Source organism: Brevibacillus antibioticus, assembly GCF_005217615.1.
Classification (GTDB): domain Bacteria; phylum Bacillota; class Bacilli; order Brevibacillales; family Brevibacillaceae; genus Brevibacillus; species Brevibacillus antibioticus.
This window is the reverse complement of sequence record NZ_SZNK01000001.1, coordinates 1,148,543-1,166,089: the sequence shown is the minus strand read 5'-3', so window position 1 is coordinate 1,166,089 and position 17,547 is coordinate 1,148,543. Positions and strand designations below refer to the sequence as shown.

Here is a 17,547-nt window from a genome sequence, read left to right as displayed (position 1 = left end):
GCATCTGGCACATAAAAGAAAAAAGCTTCCGTACACGAATTTCTTCGAGTGACGAAGCCTTTTGTTTTTCTTTATTCTGCTTTTGTTGGTGTTTCAGCAGCTTGTGCCGAAGCAGCTTGCTCTTTCAAAACTGCTTTGCGAGAGAGATTCACACGACCTTGGTCGTCGATCTCGGTCACTTTCACTTCTACTTTATCACCAACTGCGACAACATCTTCTGTTTTGGCTACACGCTCTTCAGCCAGTTGAGAGATGTGGCACAAGCCCTCTTTACCTGCGAACAATTCAATGAACGCACCGTACTTCTCTACGCGTTTTACTGTTCCCAGGTACACCTGACCAACAGCTACCTCACGAACCAGATCTTCAATGATTTGTTTCGCGCGCAGATTCGCTTCGTGGTTGATGGATGCAATGAAGACACGTCCATCTTGTTCAATGTCGATTTTTACGCCGGTTTCTTCGATAATCTTATTGATGACACGACCTTGTGGACCGATTACATCGCGAATTTTCTCCGGATTAATCGTCATGGTCATGATTTTTGGTGCATAAGGAGACAGTTCTTTACGCGGTTCGGAAATCGTGCTCATCATATGGTTCAAGATGTGCAAACGACCTACACGCGCTTGCTCCAAGGCCAGCTCTAAAATCTCACGGTTGATACCGGAAATTTTGATGTCCATTTGGATAGCTGTTACACCAGCCTCTGTACCCGCTACCTTGAAATCCATGTCTCCCAAATGATCTTCCATACCTTGAATATCAGTCAGGATCGAGAAAGATTTCTCATCTTTGCTCATGATCAAGCCCATCGCAATACCTGCTACCGGTGCTTTGATCGGTACACCTGCATCCATCAAGGCAAGTACGCTTGCGCAAATCGACGCTTGCGATGTGGAACCGTTGGATTCAATTACTTCGGATACGAGACGAATCGTGTATGGGAACTCTACCTCAGATGGAATGATCGGCTCGATTGCACGCTCACCCAACGCACCATGTCCGATTTCACGACGCCCTGGAGGACGCAACGGACGTGCTTCACCCACGCTATACGGCGGGAAGTTGTAGTGGTGCATGAAACGCTTCGATTCTTCCAGACCGAGTCCATCGAGAATTTGAACATCTCCCAGCGCGCCCAATGTGCAAACGCTCAGCGCTTGCGTCTGACCGCGGGTAAACATAGCAGAGCCATGTGTACGGGAAAGAATGGTTGTCTCACTGGACAGCGGGCGGATTTCGTTCAGAGCGCGTCCATCAGGGCGAACTTTCTCATCCGTAATCAGACGGCGAACCTCATCCTTGACAATATTGCCAAGTACTTCGCTAATCATCTTTTCCTGCTCTGGATATGCTTCAGGGTCCTTGGCTGCAAAATGCTCTTTGGTTTCAGCCTTGATATCGTCAATAGCATCGTAGCGTGCTTGTTTTTCTTCGATGCGGACAGCTTCTTTCAGGCGAGCTTCCGCAAATTCACGCACAGCTTGATCGATTTCAGGATTAACCTCATGCAAGATAACTTCCATCTTTTGCTTGCCAATTTCGGACACGATCATGTTCTGGAATTCTACCAGTTGCTTAATAACGTCATGACCAGCCATAATCGCTTCGAGCATGACTGCTTCCGGTACTTGATTCGCAGCTGCTTCCACCATGTTAATCGCTTTGTGAGTACCTGCGACAGTCAGGTGAATATCGCTTTTCTCCGCTTGAGCTACCGTAGGGTTAATGACGAACTCCCCGTCAATTCGTCCTACGATCACTCCTGCAATCGGACCTTCAAAAGGAATTTCCGAAACGGAAAGCGCTGCGGAAGTACCGATCATCGCTGCGATTTCAGGCGAGCAGTCTTGATCCACAGACAGAACAGTATTTACGATTTGTACATCGTTACGGAATCCTTCTGCAAAAAGAGGGCGGACAGGGCGGTCAATCAAGCGGCTAGCCAAAATTGCCTTTTCACTTGGACGTCCTTCTCTTTTAATAAAGCCGCCAGGAATTTTCCCAACCGCGTAGAGACGCTCCTCATAGTTGACAGTCAATGGAAAGAAATCAAGTGGTTTTGGTTCCTTCGAGACTGTAACTGCGGACAGGATTGCTGTATCGCCGTAACGAACCAAGACCGAACCATGCGCCTGTTTAGCCATTTTGCCAAATTCCAGGGTCAGTTTTCGGCCTGCCAGTTCGAAGTCATATGTACGGTATTGTTGCTCCATGATGCTAGCAGTCCTCCTTCACAACAATGTGCGTTTCACACTTTGTTTTCTACCTATATGTATTATTTCCTGCCATGATAAAAATTAAATGGCTACCTTTGGCAGTCTTTCTAGATAATAAAAAAAGCTTCTTTTGAAGCTAATGAAAACTACTAGATCGTTCACAAGCCTTTTTACTCGTATCGGATGGGCTTAGCGCATTTCTACGCTAAACCCTCCTACACGATAGAAAAAGCGGGCAGAACCCGCTTTTTACAAGACGCTGATTAGCGGCGCAGACCCAGGCGGTCTACAACCGAACGATAGCGTTGAACATCCGCTTCACGCAGGTATGTCAACAGGTTACGACGTTGACCAACCATTTTCAAGAGACCACGACGGCTGTGGTGATCTTTCTTGTGCGTACGCAAGTGTCCGTTCAGATTGTTAATGTTTTCGGTCAAGATAGCGATTTGCACTTCCGGTGAACCGGTGTCGTTCTCATGAGTACGGAACTCTTGAATCAGTTGAGTTTTACGTTCTTGAGTCAATGCCATCATGACTCACCTCCTCATTTTTTATACCGTTCGCCGAGTCTGCCGTCGGTGAGAATCGGACAGCCAAGCTACGGTTATCTGTACAACGTTTTGAATTATAGCATACCATTTTGTGAAAAGCAAAGAGAATCCTTTACGAGATTCCCTCTGCGAATTTTTGCTTCGCCTTTTGTACATCTCGGCCAATTTGTGCGATGAGTGCATCGACTCCAGCGAATTTCTGTTCCTCCCGAATGTAGAACAAGAACTCTACTTCTACTTCTTTGTCATAGATTTCACCAGAGAACTCAAAAATGTGCACTTCTAGTGACTTTTCTTTTTTCTCCAGTTCAAATGTTGGCTTGATCCCAACGTTCATGACGCCATAGTAGCTTTGTTCATCCACGGTAAAGCGAACACCGTAGACCCCATTCTTTCCGATCAAGTACGGCTGATTCACTTGGACGTTCGCTGTAGGAAAGCCAATGGTTCGACCGCGTTTGTCGCCATGTACGACTGTCCCGCGCACTTTGTAGGAGCGGCCTAGCAAATGGCGAACCTGCTCGACATCCCCATGATGAAGATATTCACGAATGATTGTACTGCTCACTTTTTCACCCAAGCGATTAACCGGACCCACGATGTCCAGCCCATAGCGACCTTTGCTCATTTCTTGCAGGGTATGGGCAGTTCCCATCCCGCGATAACCAAAAGTGTAGTCGAAGCCAACGACAATATGGCGGCATTCCAATGGGAGAAGGCACTCTGCGATGAAATCTTCTGGATAAATAGCCGCAAAGCTAATATCGAACTTCATCACATAAGTGGTGTCTATGCCCATCTTTTCGAATTGCTCGAGCTTGTCTGCAAGTGGTGTCAAATAGCGGGTATAACCACTTTGCCCCAATACTTCTCGAGGATGCGGATCAAAGGTCACTACCGTACTTTGCCATCCGTTTGCTTTCGCCGTATCAATCGCCTTTTGGATTACACGGCGATGCCCAATATGTACACCATCAAAGTACCCCAGTGCAATCGCACAAGGATTCGCTTGCAGGTCAGACGGAAACGGGTATGTCAGGTAGATCGTTTTCACGGATTACACCTCGGCTGGAAAGACTTTTTCTGGTTTGGCGAAAAGTCCTTTGTCTCCACGGCATACGCGATGGATGCCAAGTAATTCTTCCCCCGCAAACAAGCAAATCAAACTTCCTTCCTCCGCAGTGACGCCCGGAAGCGCAGTCGCAAGTCCATTGCGTACTGCTTTGATCCGTTCTGGCTTGACCTGAAACGAAGGTAAGAACGAGATTGCCTGAGGGATGGAGACCAAGTGGTGGGAAATGTCTTCCCCGTTTGCTGCCTGTTCCTCAATTTGCTGGAGGGGGATTGCCTCTTGCTCCTGGAACGGGCCGCTTTTTATTCGCCGCAACAGCTTCATATGGGCAGGATAACCCAGAGCGCGTCCGAGGTCAACACATAAGGTGCGCATGTATGTGCCTTTGGAGCACGTGCACGTGAATGAAACATCGACAGTGTCCCCATCCACGCTGATCTTATGAAGTGTCAGCTCATACAACGTCACTTTCCGTGCCTGCCGCTCAATCACGGTGCCTTCACGAGCCAGGTCGTACAAACGCTTGCCGTTTACCTTTACCGCTGAGAACATCGGAGGTACCTGTTCCATTTCACCCAAAAAGGATTCGAACAGCGCTTGAATACGCTCCGTCGTTATCGATGCTGCATCTACGCTAGCTTGCTCCACCACTTCTCCGGAGGCATCTTCCGTCGTGGTTGTAGAGCCAAGGCGCATGACTACATCATAGCGCTTAGGCAGCTCTTGCAAATATTCAACTAGCCTGGTTGCGTGTCCCACACAAATGGGGAGTACACCCGTCACATCTGGATCCAGTGTACCCGTATGCCCCACTTTTTTCGTTCCATACAATCGACGAATACGTGCTACACAATCATGAGAGGTCATACCAGCTGGCTTGTCGATAACCAGCACGCCGTTCACGTTACTCATTGAATTTCACTCCTACTGCATCGTCCAGCACAGTCCATACTTTTTGCTGTACTTCTGAAAGTGGTCCTTTGATTGTGCATCCTGCTGCTTTTGCGTGCCCACCGCCACCGAGCTGCTTCGCAATAACAGCTACGTCAACCCGATCACGAGCGCGCATACTCACCTTGATCACTCCCGGTTCCGCTTCCACAAAAGAAACGCCGACCTCAACTCCCTCAATGTTGCGGCAGTAATTCACCAATCCACCAGCATCTTCTCGCTCGGCACCCACTTCGGCAAAATCTGCGGCTGAAACAGTAATGGAGGCAACCAAATTTTGATGGGACAGTTGCAAGGTTTGGAGAGCACGTCGCAATACTTTCACATGGGCAAAAGTGATTTCCTCCAGACACCGCTCTGCTACGTCTCCTGGCTTTACACCGTAACCGAGTAATCGAGCAGCGATTTCCATGACGCGCGGCGATGTGTTGGAATAGCGGAAACCACCTGTATCCGTCAGAAGGCCGGTGTAGATGCACAGCGCAAGCTCTTCATTGAAAGAAACCCCTGCTGCTTCTGCAACATCAAACAAAATCTCTGCTGTTGCGGCTGCATCTGGCCGAACCAGATTTACTGTTCCAAAATGATCGTTGGTCGGATGGTGATCGATATTCAGCAAAGCAGCGCCAGACGCAAATAAAGACCGTACATCGCCCATCCGCGACTCATCCGCGCAGTCTACAGCGATTACGGCCCCGAACGTCTCGTTCAGTGGTTGTTTGCGCTGGTTATAAAGACGGTCAAACCGCGGCAAGAAGTTAAACTTGCTCGGCGTTTCCCCTTCGTTTACAACCACATACTCTTTCCCCAATTGCTCGAGCATGAGAACGACTCCCAAAGCAGATCCTGTAGCATCTCCGTCAGGACTTACATGAGAAAGAACCAGGAAGCGGTCGTGCTCCTGCATAAAGCGCGCCGCTTCCTGTACTGCCATTTGATTAGGATTCATCCTGTTTCTCTCCCTCTGTGGAGATTTCTCGCAGGATTGATTCAATTTTGCTGCCGTAGTCAATGGACTCGTCCAGCTTGAATACAAAATCAGGAATGTGACGCAGCTTTACGCGTTTCCCGATCTCCGTACGCAAATAACCTTTTGCTTTTGTCAAACCTGCAAGAGAAGCTTTACGCTCTTCCTCACTGCCAAAAATGCTGACAAAAACCTTTGCCAATTGCAGGTCACTACTTACCTCAACATCTGTTACCGTTACGAAACCGACACGAGGATCTTTGAGTCCACGCTGCAATACGAGGCTCAATTCTTTTTTGATTTCTTCGCCTACGCGGCTGATTCGTGTTTTATTCATCGATTTTCACCTCCGCTGGCTGCTCTTTACTCGTAGTATTCCGTATCCACTCGAATCAACTCTGCCTCTGGATGGTTTTCCACGAATCGTATGACAGCCTGCATTTCTTGTTGTAAAAAAGAGATCTCATTAGCAACGGCAGCGATACCCAACACGGTACGCTGCCATTGCTCGAGATAAGCCACCTCTGCCGCGGAGACGTTAAATCGGCTCCGCAGCTTGCCGATCAGACTTTTGACGATGGCCCGTTTTTCTTTCAGGTTTTGGCTAGCGGGCAGAAACAGTTCAATCTGCACACCTGCTATCATTATTGTTTCACTTCAACCATGACGAATGCTTCGATGACATCGCCGATTTTGAGGTCATTGAAGCGTTCCAAAGTCAGACCGCACTCATAGCCAGCTGCAACGTCTTTCGCATCATCTTTGAAGCGCTTGAGGGTATCAAGTTTGCCTTCATAAATCACAATGCCTTCACGGATCAAACGCGCACCAGCATCGCGGCTCAATTTACCTTCAGTCACATAGCAACCAGCGATGTTTCCGACTTTGGATACTTTGAACACTTCACGAATCTCGGCTTGACCGATAATATTTTCTTTGAAGACTGGATCAAGCATACCTTTGAGAGCAGACTCGATCTCTTCGATTACAGTGTAGATGACACGGTGCAGGCGAATGTCGATCTTCTCTTGTTCAGCCATGCTGCGTGCATTTGGTTCAGGACGCACGTTGAAGCCAATGATGATCGCATTCGATGCATTTGCCAACGTAACATCAGATTCCGTAATCGCCCCAGCACCTGTATGAATGATTTTCACACGTGTACCGTTGACATCGATTTTTTCCAAAGAACCGCGCAGAGCTTCTACAGAACCTTGTACGTCACCTTTAACAATCAGGTTCAGCTCTTTGATATCGCCCTCTTGGATGTGTTGGAACAAGTCATCCAAAGATACACGGGAGCTCTCGCGACGTTCGGATTCACGCTGTTTGGAAGCACGTGCTTCCCCGATCGCGCGGGCTTTTTTCTCGTCTTCAAAAACACGGAACTGGTCGCCTGCTTGTGGAACATCATTCAGACCCGTGATTTCAACTGGCGTAGATGGGCCAGCTTCTTTCAGACGGCGTCCTTTGTCGTTAACCATCGCACGTACACGTCCGAAAGCAGAGCCTACTACGATAGGGTCACCAACGCGCAGTGTACCTTGTTGAACCAGGATGGTTGCAACTGGACCGCGTCCCTTGTCAAGCTCAGCTTCAACAACGGTACCACGAGCACGCTTATCTGGGTTGGCTTTCAGTTCTTGTACTTCGGATACGAGCAAGATGTACTCAAGCAGTTCTTCAATACCTGTACGTTGCTTTGCAGACAATGGGGAGAAAATCGTCTCGCCGCCCCACTCTTCGGCAACCAGTTCATACTCGGTCAATTCTTGCTTGATACGGTCCATATTTGCTTCTGGTTTGTCAATCTTGTTGACTGCAACGATGATTGGTACGTTAGCCGCTTTCGCATGGCTGATCGCCTCAATCGTTTGCGGCATAACGCCGTCATCCGCTGCAACAACCAGAATGGTGATATCTGTAATTTGCGCACCGCGTGCACGCATCGTTGTGAACGCCGCGTGACCAGGTGTATCGAGGAAAGTAATTTTCTTTCCTTTGATTTCTACTTGGTACGCACCGATGTGCTGTGTAATTCCGCCTGCTTCTCCCGCTACTACGTTTGTAGAGCGAATCGCGTCCAGCAAAGTTGTTTTTCCGTGGTCAACGTGACCCATGATGGTAACAACCGCCGGGCGCTCCAAGAGGCTTTCTGGTGCATCTACTTCTTCCAGTGTTTCGAAGTTGGTTTCATCGATGATGATTTTCTCTTCGACTTCAATGCCATAATCTGCGCAAATAAGTTCGATGGCTTCACGATCGAGGTACTGGTTAATCGTTGCCATGATCCCCAAATTAAACAGCTTTTTGATGACTTCTGCTGGTTCTTTGCGTAGTTTTACAGCCAATTCGTTAACGGTCAAAGACTCGGTAAAGGTAATTTTTGTTGGTGGGTCAAATACTGGACGTGGAGCCTTTTGGCCACCACGATTGTTATTGCCACGACGATTATTTTGGTTATAGCGGTTATTACCACCGCCACGGAAAGGCTGACTCTTCTTGTTATCTTCAAAAGTCTTTTGAGTCTGTGGACCCTTTTTGATTTTCTCACGTTTTTCTGTACCCACATTGGATGGGAGATTTACTTTATCTTCAAATTCTTCCCCTGTACGTCCCTCTGTTTGATTTGCAACAGGTTGTTGTGCAGGACGCTGTTGGTTTTGTGGTCGTTGCTGATTGTTCTGTGGTCTTTGTTGGCCTTGGCCTTGTGGTCGTTGCTGATTACCTTGTGGCTTGCGGTCATTCGGCTTTGCGGGTTGACTTCTCATATTGTTTGGTTTTCTCTCCTGATTCTTCCCCTGATTTTTTCCATGCTGAGGACTTTGCTGATCGGAATTGGCACTCGCACTGTTGTTAGCTGGACGATTGATGTTTGATGTACTTCCTCCACGATCGCTGTTTGGCCTGTCATTTCTAACCATTTGAGCTTGCCCCGCTTGTTGCTGGGGTTTGTTCTGTTGTCCTCTGGAGTCGTTGGGGCGTCGTTGATCTTCCGTTTGTTTGGGTCTTACATCACTTGGCGTATTACGCTGCTCCGGTTTGGCACCAGAACGCAATTTGGCCATGTGATCCTCGATCCTTTTGATCGTCCCTTCTTCCATGATACTCATATGATTTGCTACTTCTATATTCAATCGTTTTAGCAAATTTAGGATTTCCTTACTGCTCATGTTGTGCTGTTTGGCATACTCATACACACGTGTCTTCAAATATACTTCACCCTTTCTAAGTTAGGTGAGCAGACGCTGAATGCTTTCGGCCAATTTCCCATCGGTTACCGCCACGGTAACGCGCCCATCTTTTCCGATTGCGTGTCCCAATGAATGTCGGTCGCCAGTGGTTACACATGAGACACCGTAATAGGAACATTTATCCTTTACTTTCTTGGCGGTATTGTCTGATGCATCTGATGCGAGCAATACCAGGCGGGCCTGCCCATTACGAACAGCAGTAATGACCAGTTCTTCTCCGGTAACGATCTTTCTCGCACGCATCGCCAATCCGAGTAGTTGTGCTGCTTTTGGGATCATTTTCCCATCATCTCCAACCATTTCTCACGGAAAGCATCATACTTTTCTTGGGAGATGGACATATTGAGGGCACGTTCCAGCACTTTTTTCCATTTTCCCGATGCGAACGCATCCGGCTTCAGACAGCTTTCCTGCCGACACACATAGGTACCGCGTCCCGCCGCCCTTCCAGTAAGATCAATGACGATCTCTTCTTCTGGCGTCCGGACCACGCGGATTAATTCCTTTTTCGGAAACATTCCTTGGCAAACAATGCACTTACGCAACGGGATCTTTTTTTGCTTCATGATTATTCGTTGTCCGTCCCTTCATCGCTCTCTACTTCTTTTGGATAAGCGATGCCTTCTTGGTCGGCTTGGGACTCGCTCTTGATATCGATCTTCCAGCCAGTCAGCTTGGCTGCCAGGCGCGCGTTTTGACCGCGCTTACCAATCGCCAGAGACAATTGATAATCAGGAACGATCACACGTGTAACCTTCTCCGCTACGTTAACCTCAACATGCAACACCTTTGCAGGGCTGAGTGCATTGGCTACATACTCGGCAGGATCTTCAGACCAACGAACAATGTCGATCTTTTCGCCTTTCAGCTCCGTAACGATCGTTTGGACGCGCATGCCCTTTGGACCAACACATGCTCCAACTGGATCTACATCTCCGTTGATGGAATGCACAGCGATCTTCGAGCGATCACCCGCTTCACGGGCAACAGACTTGATTTCAACCACGCCGTCATATATTTCTGGCACTTCTAATTCAAAGAGGCGCTTCAAGAGCCCCGGGTGAGTACGGGAAACGACGATTTGCGGTCCTTTAGTGGTTTTCTCTACTTTGATGATGTATGCCTTCACGCGATCTTGTGATTTAAAATCTTCGGATGGCATTTTTTCTGTGATCGGCATAACAGCTTCAGCCTTACCCAGATCAATGTAATAATTGCGAGCGTCCATACGTTGAACGACGCCTGTTACGATATCGTCTTCACGCTCAATAAACTCGCTGTAGATCAAACCGCGCTCCGCTTCACGAATGCGCTGTGTAACCACTTGCTTCGCTGTCTGAGCGGCAATACGACCGAAATCACGAGGCGTTACCTCGATTTCTACGATATCCTCCAGACGGAAGTTAGGATCGATTTCTTGTGCTGCTTCTTGAGAGATCTCCAGGCGCGGATCCAAAACCTCTTCGACTACGCTCTTCCGCGCAAACACACGCACCATACCTGAATGACGATTTACATCCACCCGTACATTTTGGGCCGAGTTGAAGTTACGTTTGTATCCAGAGATAAGAGCCGCTTCGATGGCCTCGATCAGTACGTCTTTGGTGATGCCTTTCTCTCTCTCAATGGCTTCTAAAGCCTCGATAAAATCGCCGTTCATGACTTTCGTTGCCTCCTCCTTTACTAACCACGGGCAAACACAGACCGAGACAACTAAAAAATAATTGCCATTCTAGCTGTGTCAATTTGCTCTTGGGAAATTACATACGTTTTCTTTGCTTCTTTTACTGTCAGCTTGCCATCCTCATAGGATACCAGTTCGCCTTCGAACGTGGTTGCACCTTCTATTGGCTCTTTTGTTGTGATATGCACATTTCTGCCGACAGCTTTCGTGAAATCCTTATCCTTGCGCAATGGGCGCTCAGCACCCGGCGAAGATACTTCTAAAAAGTATGCCGTAGGGATGGGATCTACTTCGTCTAGTTTTTCGCTCAGCTTCTCGCTGACAAGGCGGCAGTCATCGATGTCGATGTTGCCAGTTTCATTGTCGATAAACACGCGCAGAAACCAGTTGCTGCCTTCCTTTTTGTACTCGATGTCAACCAGCTCCAGGCCCACTTCTTCAACAATGGGCGCGACGAGTTCAGTGACGATGCCTGTTACCTTGCTCAAGCAAGTACCTCCTTCTCGTTTGAACCATGAGGTGTAGCCAGAAAGAAAGAGTGGGTTTCCCCACTCTCGTTCTGCCATGCGTATAAAACCAGTATTTCCAAAAAAATTATAGCATAACAGCCCTCTGCTGACAACCTTTGGATGACTGTGAGCCTTGACTGCACGCCTTAGAACAAGGATAGCTGGTTGGATTCTGGCAATCCTTGCAAAGCACCTTGCTCGTCCAAGAACTCCAAAATGGTCTTGGAGATCCGTGATCGGGATAGGAGGTCCTCCTTGGACAAAAACTCTCCTTGCTCTCTCGCTTGCACGATACTGATTGCTGCGTTCGTCCCTAAACCAGGCAGGGCGTTGAATGGAGCGATGAGAGTATCACCTTCGATCAAGAAACGCGTAGCGTCCGATTTGTACAAATCAACGTTGACAAAACGGAAGCCGCGTTCTATCATCTCCAACGCCATCTCCAAGACCGTCAGCAATGCCTTTTCTTTAGGCTGTGCATCGTGTCCCTTGCCCTCAATCTCCTCAATCTTTTGCTTGATCGCCGCTGAGCCTTTGACCATCAGCGGAATATCGAAGTCATCTGCGCGAACAGTGAAATACGTCGCGTAAAACTCTAATGGGCGATGAACCTTGAAATAGGCGATCCGTACAGCCATCATGACGTAGGCAGTCGCATGCGCCTTCGGGAACATGTACTTGATCCGCTGGCACGACTGAATATACCATTCTGGCACATTGTTATTGCGCATTTCTTCTTGATCGTCCTCAGGAACCCCTTTACCCTTACGAACGGACTCCATGATCTTAAAAGCACGGGATGGCTCTAGCCCTTTATAGATCAAATACACCATGATATCGTCACGACAACCAATTACATCTGGTAGCTTGCAAGTACCGTTGCGGATCAAGTCCTGCGCGTTGTTCAGCCAAACGTCCGTACCGTGAGAGAGTCCAGAAATCTGAACAAGCTCGGCAAACGTAGTCGGTTTGGTGTCTTCTAGCATCTGACGTACGAATTTAGTCCCAAACTCAGGTATGCCCAATGTCCCCATGTTCGTACCTATTTGCTCAGGTGTAACCCCCAACGCTTCGGTCGTACTGAAGATGGACATCGTCTTTTTATCATCCAGTGGAATCGTCTTCGGGTCCATTCCCGTCAAGTCTTGCAGCATACGAATGACGGTCGGATCGTCGTGTCCCAGAATATCGAGTTTTAGCAAGTTGTCATGAATCGAGTGGAAGTCGAAATGGGTTGTGCGCCATTCTGACTCATTATCATCAGCCGGGAACTGAATCGGACAAAAGTCTTCAATTTCCATGTAGTCTGGAACTACGATAATACCACCCGGATGCTGTCCTGTCGTCCTTTTTACACCCGTACAGCCGTTGACAATCCGGGATATCTCCGCATTACGCAACGTCATTCCACGCTCATCCGCATACTTGCGCACGTAGCCATACGCTGTTTTTTCCGCAACTGTACCAATCGTTCCTGCACGATATACGAAATCCGCTCCGAACAGCTCTTGTGTGTACTTGTGTGCACGCGGCTGATAATCACCAGAGAAGTTCAAGTCAATATCCGGTACCTTGTCTCCTTTAAAACCGAGGAACGTCTCGAACGGGATGTCCTGGCCGTCCTTGGCATACATAGTTCCACATTGTGTACATGCTTTATCCTCCAAGTCAAACCCAGAGGCGATTGAACCATCTGTAATAAACTCGCTGTGCTTGCAATTTGGGCAGCGATAGTGAGGAGGCAATGGATTTACCTCTGTAATCTCAGACATCGTCGCAACAAAAGACGAGCCTACAGATCCACGTGAACCTACCAGGTAACCATCATTCAACGATTTCGTTACCAAGCGCTGCGAAATCAAATAAATCACACCGAAGCCGTGCTTGATGATACTGTTCAATTCTTTTTCCAAGCGATGCTCGACCAGTTCGGGCAATGGCTCGCCATACAACAACTTTGCTTTGTCATAACACATTTGACGCAGCTCATCGTCCGCCCCTTCAATGATCGGCGTGTACAGCTTGTCTGGAATCGGACTAATATCCTCAATCATATCCGCGATGGCATTTGTGTTCGTCACGACAATTTCTTTTGCGGTCTCTTCTCCCAAAAAGGAGAACGCCTCCAGCATCTCATCCGTTGTATGAAAGTAAAGCGGCGGCTGATTGCCTGCGGTTGGATCACCTTTTGACAGTAAGAATACATCGCGGAAGATCTCATCCTGAGGATTCAGAAAGTGCACATCCCCTGTAGCAACGACCAGCTTGCCGAGCTCTTTTCCCATGTCGACGATCTTTTCATGGTAGCCTTTCATCGTTTCCAGCGAAGGAATTTCTTCATTACGTAACAGCGGCGAGTAATGAGCGACCGGCTGTAATTCCAAAAAGTCGTAAAAAGCAGCAACTTCCTTCAACTCTTCAGGTGACTTACCGCGGAGAATCGCTTGCATGAGTTCTCCGTCTTTGCATGCCGTACCAATTAGCAAGCCTTCGCGGTATTTGGTCAGCTGGCTTCGCTGAATTCGTGGCCAACGGAAGAATGTTTCCACATGGGAGCGACTTACGAGCTTGTACAGGTTTTTGAGACCTTCTTTATTTTGCACGAGAATCGTCGCATGGAATGGACGTCCACTCTTGTAATCCGCCTCTTCGTTGCTTTTTTCATTCAGTTCAGCGAGCGATTTGATTTCCGCTTCTTTTATGTCCTTCAACATTTGCTGGAACACGTGAGCCAAGGCCACCGTATCATCCAACGCACGGTGGGCATTAATGAGCTCGACGTTAAACTTTTTCGCTAATGATCCCAAACGATAATTGCGCATTCCCTTGTACATCAAGCGCGCTAGCGGCAGTGTATCTAAAAATGGATTGGTCCATGGCTCCATGCCAATCCGTTTGGCGCACGCGTTAATAAACGCTTTGTCAAACTCTGCATTATGTGCAACCAGGATGGCGTCACCAGAAAAATCCTTGAACTTGCGAAGTACCACATCCAGTGTCTCTTGCCCGCGGAGCATTTCGTTGGTAATACCCGTAATCTCCGTTGTCTTTGGCCCAATAACCAATTGCGGGTCAATCAGCTCCGTCCATTGGTCGACAATTTCCGAGCCTTTCATTTTAACAGCAGCGATCTCGATGATTGTATGCTCTGACGCGTTTAAACCCGTTGTCTCCGTATCAAACACAACGTATTCCGTATTTTCATCAATGGAAAGATTATTGTCCGCTTGCAGGTTGTAAACGATATCGATGCCATCCTCGACTACGTACGCTTCCATACCGAGAATGCATTTGATGTTGTTCTTTTTGGCGATGGAATACGCCTCTGGAAAAGCCTGCACGACACCATGGTCAGTAACAGCAATGGCTTTATGGCCCCACTTGGCTGCCGTCGAAACCAGTGATTTTACAGATGCAACAGCATCAAGCGCACTCATCGGCGTATGACAATGGAGCTCGACACGTTTTTCTTCCGCTTGATCTTTGCGAATGACTTGCTCAATCTGGTTCAAATCATTGGCATTCATAACGAGATCGCGTACAAATGTGTCATGCTGTACACTTCCCCGTACTTTCACCCACATGCCGTCTTTCAGCAATTCGAGCATTTTCACATCTTCTTTATCGCGAGAGAACATCTTCACCGTGAGAGAATCCGTATAATCTGAAACGTTGAACGTGAGCAAATGACGTCCACTACGAAGCTCTTTTACTTCAACGTTAAATACGGTTCCTTGGATGACGATACGGCGTTCCTCATCTTGAATCTCGCAAATCGGGATCGGCGCATCTTTGATTTCATACCCCATCATGAGCGTAGTGACAGCCTCAGCTTTATCAGACGATTTGCTCTCCTGTTGAACAGCCGTCATCACTACTTCGACGAGAGCACGTTCTTCTTCTTTACGTTGCTCCTCAAAGGCCTTGTACGCGTCATCGCTTTCTTCCCCATGGAAAGTAAAGCGCATCGAGGAATCGGTAGCTTTCTGGAAAGCAGCCAAAAGCTCATTATCCGCTCGTTTTCGCTTGGCAACCTCAACGGACATCTCTGTTGGCAAGTACACCTTGACTTCCTGTTGGTCGACTTGCTTACGCGCTTGACGCATCGTAACTGCCAAGGAGTTCAAAGTTGGCTCCAGCCCCGCCAGCAAAACATCCCAATACTCTTCGACTACGTGATCGAGAGACGGCTTTTGGTGATAGCGAAATCGGGTATCTACTTTGGCTAAATGTGAAAATGTATGCGTCAATCGCTTAGTAAAAGCTGAATAAACATCCGCAGGTATCATTCTCGGGAGGGCAAAGTGAAAAACCCATTCTTTGTTTTGCTTATACAGCTCTAACTTTTCAATTTGAGCATCAAGAAAAAATCGCTCCACCCATTCGTCAGGAACTTCCATTTGCTTGACCAATAGGGAGAAGCGATGTTTTTGCTCTTGTAAACGGTCCACGGTTTTCCCACCTTCCCTATAAGTGAGCGTTCAAACAAGAAAAAGAGGTACTCCCCGTTAATCTGGGGGAGTACCCCGTAGAAATTCGACAAAATCCTTCTTATTCCTGCATGCAACTAGTTACCGAACAACGCAGCTCCGGTTTGGTCAACACGAGATAGGAGACCTTTCACTTCATCGACCAATTGATCCAGCTTCACATCATGTGTTTCACCGTTTTTGCGGATACGCACTTCCACTGTTCCTTCTTGTGCCGCTTTATCGGAAACTGTAATACGCAGAGGCAATCCGATCAAATCGGCATCTTTAAACTTCACACCAGCACGCTCAGGACGATCGTCAAACAAAACCTCGACGCCAGCCTTGCGCAGTGCTTCTGTAATTTGTTCACTAACTTGACGTTGCTCTTCTACTTTAACATTTACCGGAATCACATGCACATGGAAAGGTGCAACAGATACTGGCCAAATGATACCATTTTCATCATTATTCTGCTCGATCACTGCCGCAATTGTACGAGATACTCCAATTCCGTAGCAGCCCATGATCATCGGTTGACTGCGACCGTTCTCATCCAAGTACGTAGCACCCATCGCAGTGGAGTATTTCGTACCCAGCTTGAATACGTGACCGACTTCTACACCACGGGCGAACTTGATAACACCACCTGTACGAGGGCACTCGTCGCCTTCGGTAATGTTTCGCAAGTCAGCGTACTGGGAAACCGTAAAGTCACGGCCAGCAGCTACGTGTGTCAGATGATAGTCTGTTTCATTGGCACCGACAACACCATCATACACATCTTGAACAAAATTGTCCGCGATGATTTCCACTTTTTCAGGATCAATGCCAACTGGGCCAACAAATCCTGCTGGCGCTCCTGTTACCGAAACGATATCCGCTTCAGAAGCCAATCCTACGATCGTCGCATCATACAAGTTCTTCAGCTTCACTTCGTTGATCTCATGATCACCGCGCACCAGCACCATAACCAGCTTGTCGTCTACGCGATAAATGAGACTCTTGATGATTTGCTTTGCTTCGATTTGCAGTGCTTGTACCAATTGGTCGATCGTTTTAGTGCCAGGCGTATGCAATTTTTCGCGAGCTGGCGCTTCTGTTGCTGGCTTCGCGGATGGCTTGTACACGACTTCTGCCTTTTCCAAGTTGGCCGCATAATCGCCTTCTTCCGAATAAGCAATCGTGTCTTCCCCTATGTCGCACAACGCCATGAATTCGTAAGTGCCTTTTCCGCCGATTGCACCTGCATCCGCTTCTACTGCACGGAAGTTCAAGCCTACTCGGGTAAAGATGTTCGTGTACGCATCGTACATCGCCTGGAAGTTGCGATCGAGACCTTCTTGTGACGTATCAAAAGAGTAAGCATCCTTCATAATAAACTCGCGGCAACGAATCAAACCGAAGCGTGGACGTACTTCATCACGGAACTTGGTTTGAATTTGATAAAGGTTGATCGGGAGTTTTTTGTAAGAGTTAATCTCATCACGCACGAGACTCGTAATGACTTCTTCGTGGGTTGGACCCAAGGCAAAAGGACGATCATGACGGTCACGCAGGCGAACGAGCTCGGGACCATATACATCCCAGCGACCCGTTTGATGCCACAGCTCAGCTGGTTGCATCGCTGGCATCAACAGCTCTTGTCCCCCAGCATTATTCATTTCTTCACGCACAATCGCTTGGATTTTGTGCAGGGAACGGAGCGCCAGGGGCAGGTACGTATAAATACCGGAAGCCAGTTGGCGGGCCATACCAGCGCGGAGCAGCAGCTTGTGGCTGGCAATCTCCGCGTCGGATGGCACTTCCCGCAGGGTAGGGATCAACATTTGACTTTGCTTCAACACGTGCGTGTCCTCCTTATG

At 48.1% G+C, this 17,547-nt stretch carries 14 protein-coding genes; all 14 read right to left on the bottom strand.

The window, feature by feature from the left end; all coding sequences use genetic code 11:
* Positions 1 to 71 precede the first annotated feature (71 nt).
* Positions 72 to 2,219, bottom strand: coding sequence for a polyribonucleotide nucleotidyltransferase (gene pnp / locus E8L90_RS05865; RefSeq protein ID WP_137028397.1), 2,148 nt, complete (start codon positions 2,217 to 2,219; stop codon positions 72 to 74).
* Positions 2,220 to 2,485: 266 nt separating this feature from the next.
* Complete coding sequence (gene rpsO / locus E8L90_RS05860) at positions 2,486 to 2,755, bottom strand: 30S ribosomal protein S15 (protein WP_015891708.1); 270 nt, start codon at positions 2,753 to 2,755, stop codon at positions 2,486 to 2,488.
* 133 nt (positions 2,756 to 2,888) lie between these two features.
* On the bottom strand, positions 2,889 to 3,830 hold the full coding sequence (locus E8L90_RS05855; protein ID WP_137028396.1) for a bifunctional riboflavin kinase/FAD synthetase: 942 nt from the start codon (positions 3,828 to 3,830) through the stop codon (positions 2,889 to 2,891).
* A gap of 3 nt (positions 3,831 to 3,833) precedes the next feature.
* The gene (gene truB, locus E8L90_RS05850; protein WP_137028395.1) at positions 3,834 to 4,760 is read right to left on the bottom strand and encodes a tRNA pseudouridine(55) synthase TruB; all 927 of its coding nucleotides are present in this window, start codon (positions 4,758 to 4,760) and stop codon (positions 3,834 to 3,836) included.
* Positions 4,753 to 5,748 carry a DHH family phosphoesterase gene (locus tag E8L90_RS05845; RefSeq protein WP_137028394.1) on the bottom strand — a complete coding sequence of 332 codons (996 nt, stop codon included), beginning with the start codon at positions 5,746 to 5,748 and terminating at the stop codon, positions 4,753 to 4,755. Before E8L90_RS05845 ends, truB begins: the two co-directional genes overlap by 8 nt.
* Complete coding sequence (rbfA, locus tag E8L90_RS05840; protein ID WP_007719226.1) at positions 5,738 to 6,103, bottom strand: 30S ribosome-binding factor RbfA; 366 nt, start codon at positions 6,101 to 6,103, stop codon at positions 5,738 to 5,740. Before rbfA ends, E8L90_RS05845 begins: the two co-directional genes overlap by 11 nt.
* A gap of 26 nt (positions 6,104 to 6,129) precedes the next feature.
* Positions 6,130 to 6,411 carry a DUF503 domain-containing protein gene (locus tag E8L90_RS05835; RefSeq protein ID WP_137028393.1) on the bottom strand — a complete coding sequence of 94 codons (282 nt, stop codon included), beginning with the start codon at positions 6,409 to 6,411 and terminating at the stop codon, positions 6,130 to 6,132.
* The gene (infB, locus tag E8L90_RS05830; RefSeq protein WP_137028392.1) at positions 6,411 to 8,978 is read right to left on the bottom strand and encodes a translation initiation factor IF-2; all 2,568 of its coding nucleotides are present in this window, start codon (positions 8,976 to 8,978) and stop codon (positions 6,411 to 6,413) included. The genes E8L90_RS05835 and infB overlap by 1 nt, the downstream gene beginning before the upstream one ends.
* 21 nt (positions 8,979 to 8,999) lie before the next feature.
* Entirely contained in the window at positions 9,000 to 9,299 is a 300-nt protein-coding gene (locus E8L90_RS05825) for a YlxQ family RNA-binding protein (protein ID WP_137028391.1), read from the bottom strand.
* Entirely contained in the window at positions 9,296 to 9,586 is a 291-nt protein-coding gene (rnpM, locus tag E8L90_RS05820) for an RNase P modulator RnpM (RefSeq protein WP_048033422.1), read from the bottom strand. Before rnpM ends, E8L90_RS05825 begins: the two co-directional genes overlap by 4 nt.
* A gap of 2 nt (positions 9,587 to 9,588) precedes the next feature.
* Positions 9,589 to 10,680, bottom strand: coding sequence for a transcription termination factor NusA (gene nusA / locus E8L90_RS05815; protein WP_137028390.1), 1,092 nt, complete (start codon positions 10,678 to 10,680; stop codon positions 9,589 to 9,591).
* A 53-nt stretch (positions 10,681 to 10,733) separates the two neighbouring features.
* Positions 10,734 to 11,192 (bottom strand): ribosome maturation factor RimP, encoded by a 459-nt coding sequence (gene rimP / locus E8L90_RS05810; protein WP_137028389.1) that lies wholly within the window; start codon positions 11,190 to 11,192, stop codon positions 10,734 to 10,736.
* Between the two features lie 167 nt (positions 11,193 to 11,359).
* The gene (locus E8L90_RS05805; RefSeq protein WP_137028388.1) at positions 11,360 to 15,664 is read right to left on the bottom strand and encodes a PolC-type DNA polymerase III; all 4,305 of its coding nucleotides are present in this window, start codon (positions 15,662 to 15,664) and stop codon (positions 11,360 to 11,362) included.
* Between the two features lie 116 nt (positions 15,665 to 15,780).
* Complete coding sequence (locus E8L90_RS05800) at positions 15,781 to 17,526, bottom strand: proline--tRNA ligase (protein ID WP_162309132.1); 1,746 nt, start codon at positions 17,524 to 17,526, stop codon at positions 15,781 to 15,783.
* Between the last annotated feature and the right edge of the window lie 21 nt (positions 17,527 to 17,547).